Raw genomic sequence first — 17315 nt, 5'->3', positions numbered from 1 at the left:
CTATGCCCTATGTAAACGTACCAAACGATTTATCCAAAATCAAAACAAAGATGGCTTTCAACCTCACCAAACGCCAGCTTGTCTGCTTCGGCAGCGCGGGCGCGGTGGGGATTCCGGCCTATTTGCTGACCCGTGGCACCCTCGGCAATACCGGGGCGATGTTTCTCATGCTGGGAATTATGCTCCCGGCGTTCCTGCTGGCGATGTATGAAAAGGACGGCTTGCCCTTTGAAAAGGTTGTGCGAAACATCATCCGGGCCAAGTTTCTAAGGCCGGGGATCAGGGCCTACCGAACCGAAAACATTTATGCGCCCTTTGCCGGGCCGGGCGCTGGAAAGGAGGATGTGATTGAAAAACACAAAGAAGAAAAACGGAGCCGCCGCCAAGGGTAAAGGCCGGGCGACCCTGTCTACTCAGCAGACAATCCCGTATCTGTCCATGCACCCGGACGGTGTGTGCAAGCTCCCGGGCGGGCTCTATACAAAAACCGTGGAATATGAGGACATCAATTACTCCGTGGCATCCACCGAGGATCAGACCGCCATATTCAGCGGATGGAGCTCATTCCTCAACTACTTTGACAGTTCGCTGCCGTTCCAGCTTTCCTTTATCAACCGCCGTTCTCATTCCCGCAGCCGCTATCAGGTCAATATCCCGAAAGCGGATGACAACTATAACAGCGTCCGGGACGAGTTTACCGGGATGCTGAAAAATCAGATTGCCAAAAGCAATAACGGCATTGAACGCTCAAAATACATCACCTTTGGCATACCCGCCGAGGGGATTGCGGAGGCACGGCCCCGTCTGGAGCGTGTGGAGGCCGATGTCATGGGAAACTTTAAGCGGCTGGGCGTTCCCTCGGAGCCGATGGACGGGCGGGCCCGCCTTGCGCTGCTTCATAGCCAGATGCATCCGGGGAGCCGCGAGGCGTTCCGCTTTTCGTGGAAAGACATCCCGCAGACCGGGCTCGGCACAAAAGACTTTATTGCCCCGGACAGTCTCGACTTCCGCCAGTCCCGAACATTCCGTATCGGCCAGTATTGGGGCGCGATGTCCTACTTGCAGATTATGGCATCAGAGCTTTCGGATAAGCTGCTGGCGGAAATCTTGGAGCTGGATGCAGAAATGACTGTGACCATGCACATTCAGACCGTGGATCAGCTCAAGGCAATCAAGACCATCAAGGGGAAAATCTCGGACATCGGAAAAATGAAAGTAGAGGAACAGAGAAAGGCTGTGCGCTCCGGCTATGACCCGGATATTCTTCCCCCTGACCTGATCACATTCAGCAAGGACGCAGCGGAGCTTTTGGCTGATTTGCAATCCCGCAATGAGCGAATGTTTCTGCTGACCTTTACGGTGGTAAACCTTGCCCCTACTCGCCAGCGGCTGGAAAACGATGTGTTTACCGTGGGCGGCATCGCGCAGAAATACAACTGCGCTCTGCGCCGTCTGGACTGGCAACAGGAACAGGGATTTGTTTCTTCGCTGGCCCTTGGTTACAACGAGGTAGAAATCCAGCGCGGTATGACAACCAGCTCCACAGCCATCTTTATCCCCTTTATGACAAGGGAGCTCCGCATGGCGGGGCAGGCCCTCTACTATGGCATGAACGCACTTTCTCACAATGTCATCATGGCTGACCGCAAAAAGCTGAAGTCGGCAAACGGGATGTATTTGGGTTCTACGGGCTCCGGCAAGAGCTTTGCTGCAAAGCGTGAGCTCTTGAATGTGTTTCTCACCATCCCGCAGGATCGGATCATCGTGGTTGACCCGATGGGCGAATACGCTCCGCTGGTGCGAAGGCTGGGCGGCCAGGTGATCGAGATTGCCCCGGACAGCCCGCACCACCTCAATCCGATGGATGTGGAGCTCAATATGGCCGCCGGAGAAAGCCCGCTTTCCATGAAGGCGGATTTTCTTTTGTCCCTGTGCGAGCTGGTGGTCGGCGGCAAGGAAGGCTTGCAGCCCATTGAAAAGACGGTCATTGACCGCTGTGTGCGTTTGGTGTACCGGGAACAGGCGCTCGGACTGGAAACTGCAAAAACACCGCTGTTGCAGGATTTGTACGAAGAGCTCTTACGCCAGCCGGAGCCCGAAGCCCGGCGCGTGGCAACTGCCTTAGAGCTTTATTGCACAGGCTCCCTCAATCTCTTTAACCATCCTACCAACGTCAAGACGGACAGCCGTGTGGTGTGCATCGTTCTGAAAAACATGGGCGAAAACCTTAGAAAGATTGCAATGCACATCACAAATGAGTTTGTTTCGCAGGCGGTGGATCAGAACTTCCACGAGGGTGCGGCGACTTGGTGCTACTTTGACGAGTTTCATATTCTGCTCCGCGATCCGCTGACAGCCAGCTACTTTGTGACAGTCTGGAAAATGCTGCGTAAAAAAGGATGTGTGCCGTCTGCTTTGACGCAGAACGTCAAAGACCTTTTGGCCAGCCGGGAAATCGAGAACATTCTGGATAACACGGATTTTATGATCCTGCTTTCGCAGGCGCAGAGTGACCGTACCATTCTGGCAAAACAGCTCGGTATTTCCGAGCACCAGCTTTCCTATATCACACACAGCAATTCCGGCGAGGGCCTGCTGTTCTATGGAAATGTGACCATCCCGTTTGTGGATCGGTTCCCTCGCGGAGAAATCTATGACCTGCTGACTACCCGCCCGGAGGATATGAAGAATGAAACGAAAAACGAATAAGGCCAAGGAGGAGGCTTGGTCGCAGACCGCCCACGCCCCTGACGGGGAGCAGCCCGGGCCGGAGGCTTCCGACACTTCGGGACAAAGTGTCCCAAAGTCCAAGTTCCGCAAAAAGAGCCAGCAGGAACAGGCTGCGGCGGCAAAGCTCCGTATGGAGTCCCAAGGCGAAAAGCTGGAACAGGCCCGGGAGAAGCTGGCAAAACAAAAGCCGCCGAAAAAGCCCGGCCCGGTAAAACGCATAGGCCGTGTTGCCAGCGGTTCCGTTCACAGCTTCGTGCATGGCAAGATTTTTGAAGTGGAACAGGAAAATGTCGGCACAGAAGGCGCACACCGTTCTGAGCTTGTGGGAGAAACCGCGCTGCGGCACGGCTCCCGCTTTGTGCGCCGTAAAGTCCGGGAACATCCGGCAAAAGTGGTACGCAAGGCCGAGGCCCGCTATACCAAATACACGGCAGACTACCATTTTCACACCGCCGCACAGGAGCACCCGGAGCTGACGAAAAATGCCCTTACCCGCTACTGGCAGAAGCAACGGCTCCGCAGGCAATACCGCAAGCAGGCAAAGGAGGCTGCAAAGCAGAGCGCGGCTGCGGCTGGGAAAACTGCCACAGCCACAGAACGCCTGACTGCCCGGGCAGTGGAATTTGTCAAAAGTCATCCCGCAGGTGCTGTGATTGCGGTGCTCTGTGTGTTACTCCTGTTTGCTATGCAGTCCTGTTCCTCTACCATGCTTATGCTGGGGAACGCCGGGGCCGGTGCATTAGGAGCCAGCACCTATCCTTGCGAGGATCGTGATATGCTGGCCGCCGAAGTTGCCTACTGTGCGCTGGAAGATGATTTACAGCATTATCTGGACACCTATGAAAGCACCCATGACTATGACGAATACCACTTCGATCTGGACGAAATCGAACATGATCCCTATGTGCTGCTTTCTCTTTTGTGTGCGCTCCATGAGGGACAATGGACAATAGGCGAGGTACAGGGAACGCTGCAAATGCTCTTTGACCGCCAGTACATTTTGACCGAGGATGTGGTGGTGGAAACCCGGTATCGCACGGAAACCGACACATGGACGGACGAGGACGGCAACTCCCATACGGACACCTATCAGGTGCCTTACGATTATTACATCTGTACGGTCACGTTGGAAAATTTTGATTTGTCCCATGTACCTGTGTACGTTATGGGCGAGGATCAGCTTTCCCGATATGCCATCTATATGGCAACGCTGGGAAATCGCCCCGATCTGTTCCCAGATTCTCCCTATGTGAACAAGTACATTACCGGGAAACCCGGTGATTACGAAGTGCCCGGAGAATATCTGGACGATGAAACCTTTGCTGCAATGCTTGCCGAAGCGCAGAAATACATCGGCTATCCCTATGTGTGGGGAGGCAGTTCTCCTGCCACTTCCTTTGATTGCTCGGGGTACGTTTCGTGGGTCATCAATCACTCCGGCTGGAATGTGGGCAGGCTGGGAGCCCAGGGGCTCTATAACATCTGTACGCCGACCAGCTCTCCCAAACCCGGTGATCTGGTGTTCTTCAAAGGCACCTATGACACGCCGGGCGTGAGCCATTGCGGGATTTATGTCGGTGACGGGAAAATGCTGCATTGCGGAGATCCCATCGGCTACGCAAATTTGAATACAAGCTACTGGCAATCTCATTTTTATGCCTACGGGCGTTTACCGTGACAGGAGGTTTTGAAATGGCAACTACTAAAAGCATGAAAATTCAGGCCGAGATTGATAAGGTCAAGGCTAAAATCAGTGAACAGCAGGCCCGGCTCAAGGAGCTGGAGCAGAAAAAGCTGGAGGCGGAAAACAGCGAGATCGTGGACATTGTGCGCGGCATGAGCATTTCCCTTACGGAGCTCCCGCTGCTGTTTGAAAAGCTGAAGGACGGTGGCACTTTGGGACAAAGTGTCCCGAAGTCCGAAGAAGAAAAGAAGGAGGAAAACTGAATATGAAACACTTTCGTACGTTGGCGGCGGGGCTTTGCTCCGCCGTTCTTTTATGCGGCTTTGCGATTCCGGCCTACGCCTATTCGGACAGCGGAAATGAGGAACCGCCTGTTGTGGAAGAAACTCCGGCCCCGGAACCTGCACCTACCATTACCCCGGGCGAGGGCTTTTCGGAGGATGGAAACCTTGTGACCCGCGATCTGCTCTATGATGCTGCAACCAATAAACAGTTCATCACGGTGGAAACCAACGGCGGCAGCACCTTTTACATTGTCATTGACTATGACAAGCCCGTGGACGAGGACGGCGAACAGTATCACACCTACTTTTTGAACATGGTGGATGAAGCCGATCTGCTGGCTGCACTGGAGGCCGCTGGCGGAGAGCTTCCGGCCTGCTCCTGCACAGAAAAATGTGCGCCCGGAGCCATCAATACGGATTGCGCGGTCTGTGCGGTCAACATGACCGAGTGTGCTGGCACAGCTCCCGAACCCGCCCCGGTGACAGAACCTGCGGAGGAGCCGGAACCCGAGCCCCAGCAGAAAAGCAATACCGGGACGCTTCTGCTGATTTTGGCTGTGGCTGTGCTGGGCAGCGGTGCAGGCTGGTACTTCAAAATCTACCGCCCGAAGCATGAAAAAGCCGCTGTACCCGAAGAGGATTACAGTGAGGAACTGGTCGATTATGACGATCCCGAGGACGATGGGCCGCCTTGGGACGAGGACGATACCGAAAGCGAGGATAATGAATGAGATTTACCAACAACCCCTATGAGGGATTTATGAAAGAAAAAAGCTACTTTAAGGGTGTGCCGCCAAGCCTGCCGCCGAAGGGCTCCCGTTGTGACGGCTGCCCTTACTGGCGCGGGATCGGCTGCGTGTTCTGCTACCGGGAGCAGCTCAAACCACCGGGCAACGGGAGGTGATACTGTGGGCCGAGAACTGACCCGGACAGAAAAAGCGGCAATCCGCAGGCTGGTGTCAAAATGGTGTGCCAACTATGACCGGGACTGCGGCTGCCTGCCGCTGGATTGCGAGTGCTATATGTTTGGGAAATGCTGGACAGGGGCTTATTGCCGCTACTTCCGCGGGGCAGTTCTGCCCCTTGATCCGGCGCTGGAGGCTGCGTTGCTGACAGAGGGGCCAAGGCCGGATTTCAAGGCTTGCCCGGTATGCGGCAGAGCCGTGGCTCCTGATGGACGGCAAACCTATTGTTCGGCGGCCTGTGCAAAGGCGGCACACCGCAGACAGCAGCGGGAATATATGCGGAAAAAACGGAGCTGATGTGTTGACAATTAGACCATCACAAATCCGCTTGTAGCAAGGCTTTTTAAGGCCCTTTTCTGCGGAAGGCGTATGTTTCTACGTCCGCCCCTGTTTCCGTGAGATGCTGTCAACATTTTAGCTGCCGGGGCTTTGGGACAATTTGTCCCAAAGTTCCGGCTTTTGTGGAAGGAGGTACTATGCCGAAATATTATCCGATCAATGAAGAAGCCGCAAAGCGGGCAAAAGATATGAACAGCTTTTCTGACTATCAGCCGGGCTCCGCTACGGCGGGCTACCGGGCAATGGTCGATGAAGCGTATGCAGCGGCGGAACGCCAGAAAGCCCGTGTCGATCCAATGTACCATGATAAGATTGACGCGCTGGTGGATCGCTATGCCCGGAAACTTGCGGAAAATCTGAATGAACGCAATGTGATTGATGCCCGGGTGCCCTCTATTCTGATCTCCGGGGGCGGCAATTTCCCTGTGACAAAAAAACACAAGCAGAACGCCGCCCGGGATCGCAACTATGGAGAGTATGCGGAGATTTCAAAGCTGCTTGATAAAATCCGCTCTGTTGGAATGGGTGGGATCAGCGCGGATGACGATCTGGCCGTGGAAAAGCTGACAAAAAAGCTGGAGGGGCTGGAGTCCCAGCAGACCACCATGAAGGCGGTCAATGCGTATTTTCGGAAACACAAAACGCTGGACGGCTGCCCGGAGCTTACGCCGGAGCAGGCAGAAAAGCTCAAAGCAGATATGGCGCAGTCATGGCACTTGGACAAAAGCAAGCCATACCCCGCCTATCTGCTTTCCAACAACAACGCCAACATCCGCCGTGTGCGCCAGCGCATTGAGGAACTGAGCAGCCGCTCCGAGTTTGCTGGCTGGACATTCCCCGGAGGTGAGGCAAAAATCAACGAGGCTGAAAATCGTTTGCAGCTTATTTTTGAGGAAAAGCCCGATGCCGATCAGCGGCAGGAACTGAAAAGCAACGGCTTTAAGTGGGCTCCCAGCCAAGGGGCATGGCAGCGGCAGCTTAACCAGAACGCTATCCGTGCTGCGGCCCGGATAGACTTTCTGCGACCCGAGGACGGTACAAGCCCCTATCAGCTCCAGCCGTTTGTGAAAAGAGAAAATAAAGAAATGTCTCGATGATGGGAGGTGTACTATGGACAAAAATCAAGGCTATGCTATTTTGAAGGCGGTCATGCTGGAAAATGGGCGAGGATTTGCATTGGGCGAACATCCCACCGCGCCATCCCGCTATGTCACATGGGCCTGCTATGATGACAAGGACGGCCAGCGGCAGTATGAATGGGGTCACTATGGAAATGACCGCACCGCGATGGAACAGGATTTCACAGACCGGGTGCAGGACTATCAGCGTATTTATAACATCGGGATCAGGCAGACCGAGGCTCCCGGCCTTTACAAGTATTATTCGACCCAGCGGCCTGTGGACATCGGGACATTCCCGAAGCCGCCTTATAACAAGCCGGATGAAATCTTCAATTACGATCAGCGCATCCCGGTGGAAAATGGCTCGTTCTTGGCTTGGGGCTATCTTACCTATACCCGCCCGCTAACGGAAAAACAGGCATCCGACTATGAGCTGCGTCCTGCGCCTGATAATCCCGACAGGCCCCGTCCGATTGCCGAGCAGATGAAAAATGCGGCAAAGTTGGCGGAGGCAGATCGCGGCTCGGAGGCTCCGGCTCCCCAACGGAGGCAGCCTGACCGTGGCGATAGATAAGGAGGTGCGTATATGGAAAAGAAACGTGAACAGGAATTGTCTGTACTGGAGGTGCTGCGCCTGCACCGTGAATTTCATTTGCCGCACCCTGTTCCAGCAGACGAACAGGAAAAGCCGCTGGATAAGGTAAAGGAGCCGCCACGCGCCTGCCGCAGCCGGGAGCGTGAGGAGCGATGACAAAAAAGCGCCGCCGTCCGATCCATCTTCATGTGATGGTGTCGGAGGCGGAGCAGGCCCTGATTCAAGAACGTATGGCGGAGGCTGGCATCCGTAACATGGGAGCCTATATGCGGAAAATGGCCCTGAGTGGGTATGTGCTTCATGTTGACCTTTCGCCTGTTCGTGAGCTGGTTTCGCTCCAGCGGCGCTGCTCCAACAATCTGAACCAAGTGGCAATTCAAGCCAACACCTACGGCGCGATTTATCCCGAAGAACTCGCGGCCTTGCAGCGGGACTATGCCGCTTTGTGGGGGCCTCTGTCTGATCTCTTGAAACAGCTCTCCGCGCTGGTAGAGCTCTGACCCATCCGGGGAGTGGTTGATACCGCTCCCCGGCTTTTTCTACTTCGGGACAAAGTGTCCCAAAGTAAAAATACTGTTTGCCGGAAGGAGGGATTTTTACGGCGACCACCTACATCCGCCCTTATAAAACAGCGGAGGGAAAAAGTGCAATTCAAACGATGGAGGATCGTTTCACCTATGGCCTGAACCCGGAAAAGCTGGGAGCCGTATCTTCCTATCTCTGCGATCCGAACACGGCTCCCGCCGAGTTTCTTCTGGTAAAAAGTCAATACCTTGCAGAGACAGGCCGGGCCGTATCTCGCGGGGCACTGTTCTTTCAGATCCGGCAGGCGTTTCTGCCCGGGGAGGTTACGGCGGAAGAAGCAAACCGTATCGGTTATGAAACGGCGATGCGCTGGACAAAGGGAAAACATCAATTCTTTGTCTGTACGCATACCGATAAGGCCCATATCCACAATCACATTTATTTTAATGCAACGGCCTTTGACCGCTCCCGGAAATTTCATAATTTTATTGGTTCGTCCTTTGCCCTGCGGCGGCTCTCTGACCGCGTGTGCATCGAACATGAATTGTCTGTCATTCAAAATCCGCGCCAGCACAGCAAGGGCCGCTTTCTTCACTATGGCCAGTGGATCGGGGAAAAGCCGCCCTCTGCCAAGCAGCGGGTGCAGCTGGCTGTTCTCGCCGCTTTGGAGAAAAAGCCCACGGACTTTGCCGACTTTCTTCGCCTCATGGAGGAGTCCGGCTTTGCGGTGAAACATGGGCGGGGCGGTGTCATCTCATTCCTTGCACCCGGGCAGGAAAAACCGACCCGGCTCCGGGCTTCTACACTTGGAGTTGGATTTGACCCGGAGGACATCAAGGCGGTAATTGCCGGGGAACGTCCACTCCCCGAACTGCCCGAGGAGCCCACGGTTCCGCCACGGCGAGTTAATCTCATCATCGACATTCAAGAGCGTATGGCCCAAGGCAAGGGCCCGGCCTATGAACGATGGGCCAAGGTCTACAACCTAAAACAGATGGCCGCCGCGCTCCAGTATTTGCAGGAGCATCATCTGACAGACTATGCGGCACTGACGGCCAGCACCGAGGCTGCGGTGGATCACTTTCACAAGCTGTCTGACGAGCTCCGCACAACGGAGGAGGCTCTTTCCAAAACCTCGGAGCTGATGGCTGCCACGGTGGACTATGCCAAGACTCGCCCGGTGTTTGATGGATACAAAGCTGCGCGGTACAGCAAAAAGTATCTGGCCCAGCACGAAGCGGAGCTTGCCACTTACCGGGCGGCAAAGGATACTATGAACACCATACTGAACGGCGCAAAACTCCCTAAGATTGAAGCACTAAAAAAATCCCGCCGTGAGCTGGCGGGACAAAAGAAAGCGCTTTATGCAGAATACCGGGAGGCCCAGCGGCAAATGCGGGAGGCCGTGGCAATAAAAGCGAACATTGATCATCTGCTCGGCATAACGGACGAGCGTGAGAATAAGGCACAGGAACGATAGTGACGGGCCGCAGACTACGGTGCAACGCACCGGGACTTTGGGACAATTTGTCCCGAAGTACAGCGGGTTTGGGGAGCTCCCCAACAAGCATTTTTGCGGGCCTGCGGCCAGCAAAAATTTCGGAGTGTGGCCACACCCGAATTGCTTGCCAAAACGCGCAACCCGCAACATGGCGCAAAAAACGGAGGTTACGCTTTCTTTTACGTTTCCTCCGTTTCTTTCGATGCTTTCATCGCTTGGATTGTAGCTTCAACGATTTTCAATTCTCTTTCGTCCAAGGCGTTCAACATGGCATCAATCCGCTTCCTGCACTCGCTCCCGCTATTCTGGGACGGGTAAAAGTATTGATCCACCGATATATCAAACATTGTAACCATCTGATAAAAGGTGTTGAAGCTTGGATGCTGACCATCATTTTCATTATACATAATGGTACGCGGAGCGCGGTCAACAATATAGGCCAGTTGCTCCTGTGTCATGCCGCTGGCTTCTCTTGCACGCTTGATGGCGAGCCCTATATCGTGAAAATCAAAGCGTCTTTCATCTCGTTCTATCTTCATAACATCACCTGATATGATTTTACATTTCATGTGATATTATTTGAACGACTGTGTATTTCATACTACTGACTATTTAATTTCACATACGCAAAATTGATGATCGCGGAAATGTGAGGTACAATATACCTATAACTTTGGGACAATTTGTCCCGAAGATCAGAGGTTGGTATCTAAAATAAAATCAGAAATATTGTGAGGTTTCTGTGACATTTGGGTGCTATACTGAAAATGAAGGAGTGTGATACCATGCGAATTTTAGTAGTCGAGGATGATCGGCTTTTGAATAATACTTTATGCTATAACTTGAATACTGCGGGCTATACGGTTGATTCTGCACTGACAAAATCAGTGGCCAGTAGTTTCTTGACAAAGCAGGACTATGACCTGATTGTGCTGGATGTAAATTTGCCGGACGGGAACGGTTTTGACTTCTGCCGGGAAATAAAAGAGCGTCGCCCTGATACCGTTATTATTTTTCTGACCGCAAATGATATGGAAAGCGATATGCTCAAAGGGTATGAACTGGGCGCAGAGGATTATGTGACAAAACCTTTCCCTATGAGCGTCTTTCAAAAGAAATTAGCGGTAGTGCTGGGTAGGCTGACAAAACAATATGGTGGTGATACTTATGAGGATGGCACACTGACCATCAATTTTTCAGAAATGAGTGCTACTCTATCAGGAAAGCCACTTACATTCACCCCACTGGAATATCGACTTTTGAAAATCCTGATGAAAAATCCGCAGATTGTTTTGACCCGGCAAGTCTTGTTGGAAAAGCTGTGGGACGCAGACGGAAATTTTGTGGATGAACACGCTCTGACTGCGGCGATCAGCCGGGTACGAAACAAAATCGAAACACCTGACCGTCAGTATATCAAAACGGTATATGGTATGGGCTATATGTGGATCGGAGGAGTGCTGAAATGAATGTGCGAAAACTTTCCGTCAACAAAGCCTGTATCTTTTTTGCTGTTCTCCTGCTGGTGGCAATGGGGACGGTTTCAGCAGCTTTGTATGGGCTGACCCAAAATATAACCGCTGTCTGGTATGTATTATTGTTCGGCATTTTTGTGCTGGTTTGCGCTGTTTGTTTTATGGTGCTGGTTCGCCGCAAACTGGCAATGTTCTCCGATGCTTTTTGCAGTTTAATGGATGATATGTTATCCGGGAATATGCAGCCGAAACAGACTGTGGAAGAAGAAAGTCTTTTCTATAAAATTGAATATCGGCTGAACCGTTTATATGAAGTCATGCAGGAAAACAAGAACGGCATTGCACAAGAACGGGCTGACCTGCAAGAACTGATTTCCGACATCTCCCATCAGGTCAAGACCCCGATTGCGAACTTGAAAATGATTAACAGCACTCTGCTTGAAAATGAAGTCCCTGTGCAAAAACAAAAAGAGTTTCTAACGGCACAGGCCAGCCAGCTTGATAAACTGGATTTTCTCATGCAGGCTATGATTAAAACCTCTCGTTTGGAAACAGGTGTTATTTCTCTGGAAAAGAAAAGCCAGCCGCTTTATGACACGCTTGCCGCCGCATTGGGAGGTATTCTTCTGAACGCCGAGAAAAAACAGATCAATGTTCAAGTGGACTGCCCGGAGAACTTGGTCGTTTCCCATGACAGAAAATGGACAAGCGAAGCACTGTTCAATATTTTGGACAATGCAGTGAAATATACGCCGGAGGGCGGTCAAATCCGTGTTTCGGTTGAAAGTTGGGAAATGTATGTGAAAATCGACATTGCAGATACAGGCATTGGCATTTCAGAACAGCATCAGGGAGCAATTTTCAAGCGTTTCTATCGAGAGGACATCGTACATGATGTAGATGGAATTGGTATTGGTCTATATCTGGCTCGTGAGATCGTAACCTTGCAAGGCGGTTATATCCGGGTAACATCCGAGGTTGGGAGGGGTTCAACTTTTTCCGTCTTTCTGCCTCGACAATAAAATAAGTACGCTAAAAAACAAAATGTCACAGGCCTATGACATTTGAGATTTAATTAAACAGAGGTATTTTGTTTCCCGTGACATTTCTGTGAGGTTTACCTTTTATGATAGAGCCATCAAAAAGAAAGGGTGGTGTTCTATATGAACATATTACAAACGACAGATTTGAAGAAATATTACGGCACCGAACCGAACATTACAAAAGCATTGGATGGCGTGACCCTATCCATTGAGGAAGGTGAATTTGTTGCCATTGTTGGTACTTCCGGCAGCGGTAAGTCTACTTTGCTGAACATGATGGGCGGGTTAGATACGCCAACTTCCGGCAGTATTAAAGTAAAAGGGAAAGAATTATCGAAACTCAAGGATGAACAGCTTACCATCTTCCGCAGACGTAACATCGGGTTTATCTTTCAGAATTACAATCTTGTTCCTGTGCTGAATGTCTATGAAAATATTGTCCTGCCGGTGGAGCTGGATGGTGATACCGTGGACAAGCGGTTTATGGATGAAGTCGTGAAAATGTTGGCTCTCGATGGGAAGCTGAACAGTATGCCTAACAATCTGTCCGGCGGCCAGCAGCAGCGTGTAGCGATTGCCCGCGCCCTTGTTTCCAAACCAGCTATTATACTTGCAGATGAACCGACAGGCAATTTGGATAGCCGGACAAGTAGTGATGTTCTTGGTTTGCTGAAAGTTACAAGTCAGAAGTTCCATCAAACGCTTGTAATGATTACCCATAACAATGAAATTGCCCAGCTTGCCGACCGAATTATCCGTATTGAGGACGGAAAAATCGCACAGTGACAGGGGGTGACATTGATGGATGATATTTTATTTGGGAACAATAATCAGGCAACAATCAATCGTCTTGCCAAAAGAAGCTACCGCGCTAATAAGCAGAGAAATGTTTTCGTTACCATCGCATTATTCTTGACCGCCTTTATGATTACATCTGTATTTAGTTTGGGGTGCAGTTATTTTGAAACCTATCAAATACAGCAAATTCGTGCGATGGGCACGACTGCGGATGTGGCAATTACAAGCCTCTCAGAAGAACAATATGAAGAATTGAGCCGATCCAGCTTGGTATCCGTAGTTGGTGTCAGTCAGAGATTGGGCAGCATTGATACATCTGGAATGGACGATGCCCTGCTGAGTATTACTTGGATAGACGAAACAGAATGGCAAGAACACCGTGTACCAACAATTTCGGATATACACGGAGATTATCCGCAAGCAAAAAATGAAATTATGCTCCCTACATGGGCTTTGCGTGCAATGGGGATTGATGATCCACAGATAGGGATGAATATTTCCCTTTCCTATCAACTCGGAACAGATTATCAATATATCTCCGATGAATTTGTTTTGTCGGGCTATTACACAGATTATTCGGCTTCACGTGCAGGCAACCGTGGTGCCGCTTATGTTTCGGAGCTTTTTGCAACACAAACAGGGCTTCCCTTTGATAGTGTGTCTACCGCAATGATTTCTTTTTCTGATGACAGTAATGCCCTGCGATCCTGTGAAAAACTAAAACGGAAGATTTCGTTTACAGAAAGTCAGTCCTTTGAAATTGTACCTATTGCTCAGAGCAATTCCACCACCATTGTTCTTCCACTGGCTGCTATTATCGTCTTTATCATTATCAGCGGCTATTTGCTGATTTATAACATTCTGTATATCTCAATTTCAAGAGATACACAATTCTATGGACAGCTTAAAACGATAGGCACGACAAAAAGACAAATCAAGCGGATCGTGCGTTCTCAAATATTCAGAACGGCGGTGATCGGTATTCCCAGCGGCCTGATTGTCGGTGGTATTGTTTCGCTTGGACTTGTTCCGTTTGCCATGAATATGATGTACTCAAGCGATACAGACCTTGGGGAGATAGTGTCCTTTTCCCCCATTATTTTTGCGGGTGCCGCAATCTTCACATTTTTTACTGCAATCATCGGCAGCATGAAACCAGCGAAAATAGCTGCAAGTATTTCTCCTGTTGCGGCTTCACGCTATACGGAGGCAAATACAAGGAGTTACCGAGATCATAAGAGCCATAGAACAAAATTATCTCGGATGGCACGAGATAATATTTTTAGAAACCCTAAAAGCGCTTTCCTTACTTTTGCGTCCTTATTTTTAGGCTTAATATTGTTTTTGGTTTCTGCTGGTCTACTATCAAGCCTAAGTCCCGACAATTTTGTAAATCAATGGGGAGAAAGTGATTTCGCATTGACTTACAGCATTTCCGAAGAAGGAAACCTGCTCTCTGATGAAATGTTGCAGCAAATTGAAACAATGCAGGGAATTGAAAATCTGCGCGTCACTTATTCTGCTTCACCGTGGCCCACTATGGATGTCATTTACGACGAAAATGTATTCGGGAAATATATTGATTCCTTGGATGGCGTATCAGGTCTTGATTTTTCAAATGCGGAAACACGAAAAAACTATACAGATAATTTTTGGAGCGGCGTTTACGGAATAGATTCCAGATATATCGAAGAACTTAATAAAACGCTTGATAAGCCTATTGACTTAACCGCCTTTGAAAAGGGAGAGTTGGTGGTTTTGTCCGCTATGACGGATGATGAGGGAAACCTATTGATTCAGCCAGGGCAAGCAATCACCGTTGTCGGTGAGTCCGGGGAACAGGTCTTTACAGTGGCAACTGGCTTTCTGGACGCTGATTTTCAGAGTGGTCGAGGAAATGAGAGAGGTACTGCCCCTGATTTGTATATCAGTGAGCAGGCAATAGAGAAGTTGTCTGGAGAAACCAAAATCTTTCGGATTGCTTTTGATACGATTGATAGCAGTTATGACAAAGGGATTATGGAGCAGCTTCAATCCATTACTGCTTCGTCACCGGGCATTACGATTCTGTCACGATATGAAAAGCAGCAAGAAATGGCCGGATATTTGCTGACCTCAAGGATTATAGCCGCAGGGTTGTCCGCTGTATTTTTGCTGATAGGAATTATGAATTTCATTAACACAATGGTTGTTAGTGTAAATACTCGGAAACATGAATTTGCAACACTTGAAAGTATAGGAATGACGAAAAAGCAAATTAGAAATGTATTGCTTTGGGAAGGCGGGTATTATTGGAGTATTTCTTTCCTACTGCTTGCCACACTGGGAACAGCGATATATATTCCAATATACTCAGCCTTTAGAAGAATGGTTCCTTATGCAGCTTTTCACTATCCTATAATTTCTCTGTTGGTTGTCGCAGCTATTGTTTTGCTGGTCTGCTTGGCAACCCCCGTCATAACTTTCATGCAAAATGTTAAGCAAAGCGTTGTAGAGAGACTGCGGCAGAATTAAATATTTGCGATGAAAACCGGGAGATTATTCTCCCGGTTTTTCAAATCTCACAGGTTCGTGAGATTTCAGCCCATTATTCTGTCGAAACAGCGTGTGTCAGTGACATTTCTGTGAGGATTGCTTGTTAAGATAAGCGCAAAAGGAACAAGCTGCCGCACGACGGCAAAAGAAAAAAAGCCGTCGTACAGCAGCCTATCAACACGCCCATTTGAAACGGCGGCTTTGATTTTCAGAGCCGCCGTTTCTTTGCGTCTACACAAACCAATGACGACTTGTAGGGACACGGTAGCCGATGGGAGGTTATTTTGCCGTGTTCATTTTATTATTTCATTGTTCGCGTGATCTGCACCAGCTAAAAAAAGCGTAGCCCCTCCGTCGGAGCAGTCCGGTTTTGAACATGAAATTAAACAGTACATAACCGATAATACTTTTTCGTGCGCTTGTGCGGCCTTGTGTCGCACAGGCGCATTTTGCTTTCCAGACTTCGAGACAAAGTGTCCCGAGGTGCGGTGCCGTTCTCCGCCGTTGCTCCATTTCGTTTCCGACCAACCCCGAACAAACTGAAATGGAGGATTTTACGATGACTACTATCAATTTGAAAGATTTTTATTATTGGTACACGCAGGATCAGCTTATCGAAGTTTCTGACGAGGTGGCCGAGGTATTCAAGGCCGATGCCCGCTATGAAATGGCCTACCAGCGGCGGCTCTCCCGGCACAAGGCGCAGTATTCTCTGGACTGCGATGACGGGATTGAATATTCCGCTTGCCTGCATGAGCCGACCCCGCAGGAGCTCCTTGAACGGATGGAAACCTTTCTTCGTCTGTGGAACGCTCTCAATTCTCTGCCGGAGATCCAGGGCCGCAGAATTGACGCACATATCATTCTTGGCAAGTCGATTAAGGAAATTGCCGAGGCCGAGGGCGTACATGAGGAGTCTATTCGCCAGTCGATCAAGCGTGGCCTTGAACGCATGAAAAAAACTTTTTGATTTTTTCTTCTTAACCCACTTGGAATTGATGAAAAAATGTCTCGGTTTATGAGAGGAGGTTTTCTTCCTAACGCGAGGGAATAACGGCAACCCTGAGTAAGTACGTGGAGCCAGACGGTGGGTGCGCGGTGACATTTCCCAAAAGAGATTGAGCGAACAACACCAACACTGTAAATGGGCCCGGCCATCCCAAGGCCATGATCCGGCGCTGAACAGGTTGGCTGCCTGTTCCTCCGGGCTTGTCGCTTTACTTGCGTTGAGAGCGCCGCACAGAAAATAACGATTGTCTTTGGACAGGCCAAGTAAATATGTGCGGCGCTCTCTAATATTCAAAAACTATAATAAACCTCGAGACAAAGTGTCCCAAGGTGGAGTAAGGCAACAGGCCAGCATCCCGGTGGTGCTGGCCTGTTGCGTTTCCCCACCAAACAGCGGGAGGCGTTCTATCAATCTGCGAAGGAGGTTTACCGTGAAATTAACTACACAGGAACTTGAACAAATGAGAAGCGTTGACATTGGCGCGGTGGCTGCCGAGTCCCTGCCTGATGTGAGCGGTATGACCTTTGACAATGCGCTTTCCCGAAAGGAGCGCATCTCTCGATTTTTGCAGACTGTCAAAAATCCATACTGCTTTTGCATCGGTGGTGTTGGCGTGAAAATTGAATTTGCTGAAAGCGGGCCATCTCTCCAAGATAAGCTGACGGATTTCCTGCTGCGGCAAAGAAGCGGGCTGTAACTTCGGTTACAGCT

General features: G+C 50.3%; 19 protein-coding genes. 18 read left to right on the top strand and 1 reads right to left on the bottom strand.

Going from position 1 to position 17315, the window contains the following annotated elements; all coding sequences use genetic code 11:
* Nucleotides 1–2 precede the first annotated feature (2 nt).
* The 12 genes from DWY95_RS10300 to DWY95_RS10255 all read left to right on the top strand — a co-directional run bounded on the left by DWY95_RS10300 (nucleotide 3) and on the right by DWY95_RS10255 (nucleotide 9723).
* Nucleotides 3–392, top strand: coding sequence for a PrgI family protein (locus tag DWY95_RS10300; RefSeq protein WP_015563852.1), 390 nt, complete (start codon nucleotides 3–5; stop codon nucleotides 390–392).
* 46 nt (nucleotides 393–438) lie between these two features.
* Nucleotides 439–2709: a VirB4-like conjugal transfer ATPase, CD1110 family gene (locus DWY95_RS10295; RefSeq protein ID WP_118553525.1), complete on the top strand. Its 2271-nt coding sequence runs from the start codon at nucleotides 439–441 to the stop codon at nucleotides 2707–2709.
* Nucleotides 2690–4408, top strand: a complete 1719-nt coding sequence (locus DWY95_RS10290) for a C40 family peptidase (protein ID WP_118553450.1) — start codon at nucleotides 2690–2692, stop codon at nucleotides 4406–4408. Before DWY95_RS10295 ends, DWY95_RS10290 begins: the two co-directional genes overlap by 20 nt.
* A gap of 14 nt (nucleotides 4409–4422) precedes the next feature.
* Entirely contained in the window at nucleotides 4423–4677 is a 255-nt protein-coding gene (locus DWY95_RS10285; protein ID WP_014080213.1) for a DUF4315 family protein, read from the top strand.
* 2 nt (nucleotides 4678–4679) lie between these two features.
* Nucleotides 4680–5429 (top strand): DUF4366 domain-containing protein, encoded by a 750-nt coding sequence (locus DWY95_RS10280; RefSeq protein WP_118553449.1) that lies wholly within the window; start codon nucleotides 4680–4682, stop codon nucleotides 5427–5429.
* Complete coding sequence (locus DWY95_RS17220) at nucleotides 5426–5602, top strand: hypothetical protein (RefSeq protein ID WP_014080211.1); 177 nt, start codon at nucleotides 5426–5428, stop codon at nucleotides 5600–5602. The genes DWY95_RS10280 and DWY95_RS17220 overlap by 4 nt, the downstream gene beginning before the upstream one ends.
* A 4-nt stretch (nucleotides 5603–5606) precedes the next feature.
* Nucleotides 5607–5960 (top strand): cysteine-rich VLP domain-containing protein, encoded by a 354-nt coding sequence (locus tag DWY95_RS10275; RefSeq protein WP_118553448.1) that lies wholly within the window; start codon nucleotides 5607–5609, stop codon nucleotides 5958–5960.
* 179 nt (nucleotides 5961–6139) lie between these two features.
* Nucleotides 6140–7099 carry a hypothetical protein gene (locus tag DWY95_RS10270; protein ID WP_117529983.1) on the top strand — a complete coding sequence of 320 codons (960 nt, stop codon included), beginning with the start codon at nucleotides 6140–6142 and terminating at the stop codon, nucleotides 7097–7099.
* 13 nt (nucleotides 7100–7112) lie between these two features.
* A complete protein-coding gene (locus tag DWY95_RS10265; RefSeq protein WP_118553447.1) occupies nucleotides 7113–7697 on the top strand; it encodes a hypothetical protein in 585 nt (194 codons plus the stop codon).
* Nucleotides 7698–7709: 12 nt separating this feature from the next.
* Nucleotides 7710–7874, top strand: a complete 165-nt coding sequence (locus DWY95_RS17215) for a hypothetical protein (RefSeq protein WP_014080207.1) — start codon at nucleotides 7710–7712, stop codon at nucleotides 7872–7874.
* Entirely contained in the window at nucleotides 7871–8218 is a 348-nt protein-coding gene (locus tag DWY95_RS10260; RefSeq protein WP_003020363.1) for a plasmid mobilization relaxosome protein MobC, read from the top strand. Before DWY95_RS17215 ends, DWY95_RS10260 begins: the two co-directional genes overlap by 4 nt.
* 158 nt (nucleotides 8219–8376) lie before the next feature.
* Complete coding sequence (locus DWY95_RS10255) at nucleotides 8377–9723, top strand: relaxase/mobilization nuclease domain-containing protein (protein ID WP_187116977.1); 1347 nt, start codon at nucleotides 8377–8379, stop codon at nucleotides 9721–9723.
* Nucleotides 9724–9923: 200 nt separating this feature from the next.
* Here the strand turns inward: DWY95_RS10255 and DWY95_RS10250 are convergent, their stop codons facing one another.
* Nucleotides 9924–10283 carry a helix-turn-helix domain-containing protein gene (locus tag DWY95_RS10250; protein ID WP_054754179.1) on the bottom strand — a complete coding sequence of 120 codons (360 nt, stop codon included), beginning with the start codon at nucleotides 10281–10283 and terminating at the stop codon, nucleotides 9924–9926.
* A 246-nt stretch (nucleotides 10284–10529) separates the two neighbouring features.
* Here DWY95_RS10250 and DWY95_RS10245 point away from each other — a divergent pair, with 246 nt between their 5' ends.
* The 6 genes from DWY95_RS10245 (at nucleotide 10530) to DWY95_RS10215 (ending at nucleotide 17301) form a co-directional block, all read left to right on the top strand.
* Complete coding sequence (locus DWY95_RS10245) at nucleotides 10530–11213, top strand: response regulator transcription factor (protein ID WP_117461330.1); 684 nt, start codon at nucleotides 10530–10532, stop codon at nucleotides 11211–11213.
* Complete coding sequence (locus DWY95_RS10240) at nucleotides 11210–12241, top strand: HAMP domain-containing sensor histidine kinase (protein ID WP_117461331.1); 1032 nt, start codon at nucleotides 11210–11212, stop codon at nucleotides 12239–12241. Before DWY95_RS10245 ends, DWY95_RS10240 begins: the two co-directional genes overlap by 4 nt.
* A gap of 141 nt (nucleotides 12242–12382) precedes the next feature.
* A complete protein-coding gene (locus DWY95_RS10235; protein ID WP_005335790.1) occupies nucleotides 12383–13048 on the top strand; it encodes an ABC transporter ATP-binding protein in 666 nt (221 codons plus the stop codon).
* A gap of 15 nt (nucleotides 13049–13063) precedes the next feature.
* Nucleotides 13064–15574 (top strand): ABC transporter permease, encoded by a 2511-nt coding sequence (locus DWY95_RS10230; RefSeq protein ID WP_118553445.1) that lies wholly within the window; start codon nucleotides 13064–13066, stop codon nucleotides 15572–15574.
* Between the two features lie 580 nt (nucleotides 15575–16154).
* Complete coding sequence (locus tag DWY95_RS10220; protein WP_014080198.1) at nucleotides 16155–16565, top strand: sigma-70 family RNA polymerase sigma factor; 411 nt, start codon at nucleotides 16155–16157, stop codon at nucleotides 16563–16565.
* A 469-nt stretch (nucleotides 16566–17034) separates the two neighbouring features.
* Nucleotides 17035–17301 carry a DUF6870 family protein gene (locus DWY95_RS10215; RefSeq protein ID WP_007884026.1) on the top strand — a complete coding sequence of 89 codons (267 nt, stop codon included), beginning with the start codon at nucleotides 17035–17037 and terminating at the stop codon, nucleotides 17299–17301.
* The last annotated feature ends 14 nt before the right edge of the window (nucleotides 17302–17315 follow it).

Source organism: Faecalibacterium sp. AF28-13AC (assembly GCF_003478405.1).
GTDB lineage: Bacteria > Bacillota > Clostridia > Oscillospirales > Ruminococcaceae > Faecalibacterium > Faecalibacterium prausnitzii_E.
This window is presented reverse-complemented; position numbering and strand designations above follow the sequence as displayed.

Coding starts and splice junctions, on each gene's coding strand:
- DWY95_RS10250 (WP_054754179.1), bottom strand. CDS start 10,283: ATGAAGATAGAACGAGATGAAAGACGCTTTGATTTTCACGATATAGGG.
- DWY95_RS10285 (WP_014080213.1), top strand. CDS start 4,423: ATGGCAACTACTAAAAGCATGAAAATTCAGGCCGAGATTGATAAGGTC.
- DWY95_RS17215 (WP_014080207.1), top strand. CDS start 7,710: ATGGAAAAGAAACGTGAACAGGAATTGTCTGTACTGGAGGTGCTGCGC.
- DWY95_RS10240 (WP_117461331.1), top strand. CDS start 11,210: ATGAATGTGCGAAAACTTTCCGTCAACAAAGCCTGTATCTTTTTTGCT.
- DWY95_RS10230 (WP_118553445.1), top strand. CDS start 13,064: ATGGATGATATTTTATTTGGGAACAATAATCAGGCAACAATCAATCGT.
- DWY95_RS10265 (WP_118553447.1), top strand. CDS start 7,113: ATGGACAAAAATCAAGGCTATGCTATTTTGAAGGCGGTCATGCTGGAA.
- DWY95_RS10300 (WP_015563852.1), top strand. CDS start 3: ATGCCCTATGTAAACGTACCAAACGATTTATCCAAAATCAAAACAAAG.
- DWY95_RS10245 (WP_117461330.1), top strand. CDS start 10,530: ATGCGAATTTTAGTAGTCGAGGATGATCGGCTTTTGAATAATACTTTA.
- DWY95_RS10220 (WP_014080198.1), top strand. CDS start 16,155: ATGACTACTATCAATTTGAAAGATTTTTATTATTGGTACACGCAGGAT.
- DWY95_RS10235 (WP_005335790.1), top strand. CDS start 12,383: ATGAACATATTACAAACGACAGATTTGAAGAAATATTACGGCACCGAA.
- DWY95_RS17220 (WP_014080211.1), top strand. CDS start 5,426: ATGAGATTTACCAACAACCCCTATGAGGGATTTATGAAAGAAAAAAGC.
- DWY95_RS10260 (WP_003020363.1), top strand. CDS start 7,871: ATGACAAAAAAGCGCCGCCGTCCGATCCATCTTCATGTGATGGTGTCG.
- DWY95_RS10270 (WP_117529983.1), top strand. CDS start 6,140: ATGCCGAAATATTATCCGATCAATGAAGAAGCCGCAAAGCGGGCAAAA.
- DWY95_RS10290 (WP_118553450.1), top strand. CDS start 2,690: ATGAAACGAAAAACGAATAAGGCCAAGGAGGAGGCTTGGTCGCAGACC.
- DWY95_RS10255 (WP_187116977.1), top strand. CDS start 8,377: ATGGAGGATCGTTTCACCTATGGCCTGAACCCGGAAAAGCTGGGAGCC.
- DWY95_RS10295 (WP_118553525.1), top strand. CDS start 439: ATGCACCCGGACGGTGTGTGCAAGCTCCCGGGCGGGCTCTATACAAAA.
- DWY95_RS10280 (WP_118553449.1), top strand. CDS start 4,680: ATGAAACACTTTCGTACGTTGGCGGCGGGGCTTTGCTCCGCCGTTCTT.